This window comes from Nostoc sp. LEGE 06077 (genome assembly GCF_015207705.1).
In the GTDB taxonomy this organism is placed as follows: domain Bacteria; phylum Cyanobacteriota; class Cyanobacteriia; order Cyanobacteriales; family Nostocaceae; genus Nostoc_B.
Genome location: NZ_JADEWI010000119.1, coordinates 1 through 2,855 on the forward strand (window position 1 = coordinate 1; position 2,855 = coordinate 2,855).

Consider the following 2,855-nt stretch of genomic DNA (forward strand, 5'->3'; position numbering starts at 1 on the left):
CTCCAATATTGAATGACCATTAAAACTTGGTCTTCAATAACTAATTTAGGACTGCGACCAGGCTTCTTTTTGTTTTGAGCATCAGCTTTAACTACATCAACCATTAATTCAAAAGTTTTACGGCTTACTCCAGTCATTCGCTTAAATTTTTTTGCAGTAAGCTGTTTGGCTTTCTCTATTTTCACGGCTCCTCAAAGTCCTAATCGCAAATTGCCAAGCCTCTAATTTTACCACAAAACATTTTTGCAAGCGTTCTAGTTATTTATCCGTCATTGATACACTGAACTTTCCGAAGTGTCACACAGAATTCAACTCTAAATTCTGGTTCCTGACTCCTGAGACGGTGTTTGATAATTTATTTCGGGGAAATCCCTAATGCAAGTAAGTAAAAAACCGTAATTTTGACCCCAATTCCTACTGACTTCTGACTACTGAGGCTTATTTAGATCAGAAGTAAAGGTTAAATTTCTATTAAAATGTGTCAATTACTAGTAGATGTAACAAACTCTACTAAATCTTGGAGAGAAAACCGTTAACTTAATGAGAGCCGTAAATGTAATTCAGGCTACATTAATATGCGACTAGAGCAGTTGCAAGCTTTTTTAGCGATCGCCGATAGTGGTAGCTTTCAACAAGCAGCCAGACAATGTGGTGTCACCCAATCAACTATCAGTCGCCAGATTCAAGCTTTAGAGGCAGATTTGGGGGTGGAACTGTTTCACAGAAACACTCATGCTAAATTAACCTTGGGCGGGGAACGTTTATTGCCCCGTGTCCGCAAAATTTGTCAGGAGTGGCAAGTTGCTACCCAAGAATTAACAGATTTAATGGCGGGAAAACAGCCAGAATTGTGCATTGCCTCAATTCATTCCCTGTGCGCTTCTTACTTACCGCCAGTATTACAAAAATTCTGCCGTGATTATCCTGAAGTGCAATTGCGGGTCACATCTTTGGGCAGCGATCGCGCCTTAAAAGTTCTCAAAGATGGTTTAGTAGATTTAGCGATCATCATGAATAATCGCTTTTTAACCACCGGCAGAGAAATGGTGGTGGAAGTTTTATACGATGAATCCATAGAAGTCCTCACCGCAGTGAATCATCCTCTTGCCCAATATGAGCGCATCCCTTGGTCAGAATTGGTGCGTTATCCCCAAGTGGTATTTAAAGATGGTTACGGAATGCAGCGACTAGTCCAAGATAAATTTGAGCGTTTAGAAGTTACACTCCACGCAGCATTAGAAGTCAATACCCTCGATGCCTTCCGGGGTGTTGTACGTCAAGGCGAATTAATTGCCTTACTCCCCACTTCTGCCTTAGTCGAAGCGCGTCACGACCCAACCTTAGCAGTTCGCCCTTTAGCCAATAATCCCTTAGATAATTCTGGGTTAACTCGCCGCGTAGTCATGGTGACAACTCAAGACCGTCTGCATATTCCCCCAATTAAACACTTTTGGGAATTAGTCTTAGAAAATATTCCTCTGCAATCTCAAGAACAGCGATCGGCTTCCTGAAGTATGATTAGTCAACAGTCCATAGTCAATAGTCAATAAATAGTTTGTACCATTGACAAATGACCCGTGACCAAATATGAGTAACATCTTCAGGGAACTACTAAAAAAAGTAGGTAGCGGCAACCACACAGGCGAAAACTTAACGCGTGGCGAAGCTGCGATCGCTACTAAAATGATGTTGCAAGGAGAAGCAACACCAGCCCAAATTGGTGCATTTTTAATTGCCCACCGCATCAAACGACCAACGGGGGAAGAGTTGGCAGGGATGTTAGATGCCTTTGATGAACTAGGGCCAAAACTCCAACCAATTATTGCTGCACGTCCTGTAATAGTATTAGGTATACCTTACGATGGCAGAACCCGCACTGCCCCCATTAGCCACGTCACAGCTTTACTCCTCGCTGCTGCTGGACAACCTATAGTGATGCACGGCGGCGATCGCTTGCCTACAAAATATGGTTTACCTTTAATAGAAATTTGGCAGGGTTTAGGCGTTGATTGGACTGCTTTAGCATTGCCTCAAACCCAGCAAGTATTTGCACAAACGGGAATTGGTTTTATTCATACACCCAATCATTTTCCTTTGACTAGAAGTATTTGGGAATACCGCGACCAACTCGGTAAACGACCGCCCTTTGCCACAATGGAATTAATTTGGTGTCCTTATGCAGGGGAAGCTCATTTAATTGCTGGGTTTGTCCATCCCCCAACAGAAGGGATGTTTCAAGCAGCTTTAGAGCTAAGAGGTGTGAAAAACTATACCTTAATTAAAGGATTAGAAGGTAGTTGTGATTTACCACGCGATCGCACTGCAATTATCGCTTTATCAGCAACCCCCAATTTAGAAAGATTGCTGTTATCTCCCCATGATTACGGTATTACTAGCAAAAATGTCCCTCTAGGAACTACAGAAGAATTAATTACCCAGATTCAAGATGTTCTCGCCGGAAAACCAGGAGAATTAATGCAAACAGCCTTGTGGAATGGTGGATTTTATCTCTGGCGCAGTGGTATTTGTTCAGATATGCGATCGGGTATAGCCAAAACAGAAGAACTATTAACTAACGGTGCAGTCGCCGCCAAACTTCAAGAAATCAGCCAAATCGTTAAGTCAGCCTCAGAGAATACCTTGCAACATATTTAGTTACTCGCCAACTCTTATACTCCTCTTTGCGCCTTTGCGCCTACTCTGCGAGAACGGTTTCACCGAATGCGTGATACCAATTCACGAAAAATCTGATGCAAATAAAGCATCAAGAATAAAATCCCAACCTGTAATAGAAGCAACGATTGATGTGTTGAATTTCTCTAAACGCTTCCAGATAAAATGCCTCAATTCATCTA

At 42.2% G+C, this 2,855-nt stretch carries 2 protein-coding genes and 1 pseudogene; 2 read left to right on the forward strand and 1 reads right to left on the reverse strand.

The genetic code is table 11. The features are described from left to right. Nucleotides 1–185, reverse strand: a pseudogene (locus IQ244_RS32100) (IS5/IS1182 family transposase); the annotation flags it as partial. Between the two features lie 390 nt (nt 186–575). On the opposite strand from IQ244_RS32100, the gene IQ244_RS32105 reads away from it, so the two are divergent. Further along, a complete protein-coding gene (locus IQ244_RS32105; protein ID WP_193900699.1) occupies nt 576–1,511 on the forward strand; it encodes a LysR family transcriptional regulator in 936 nt (311 codons plus the stop codon). Between the two features lie 76 nt (nt 1,512–1,587). Continuing rightward, nucleotides 1,588–2,655, forward strand: a complete 1,068-nt coding sequence (locus IQ244_RS32110; protein ID WP_193900700.1) for an anthranilate phosphoribosyltransferase family protein — start codon at nt 1,588–1,590, stop codon at nt 2,653–2,655. The last annotated feature ends 200 nt before the right edge of the window (nt 2,656–2,855 follow it).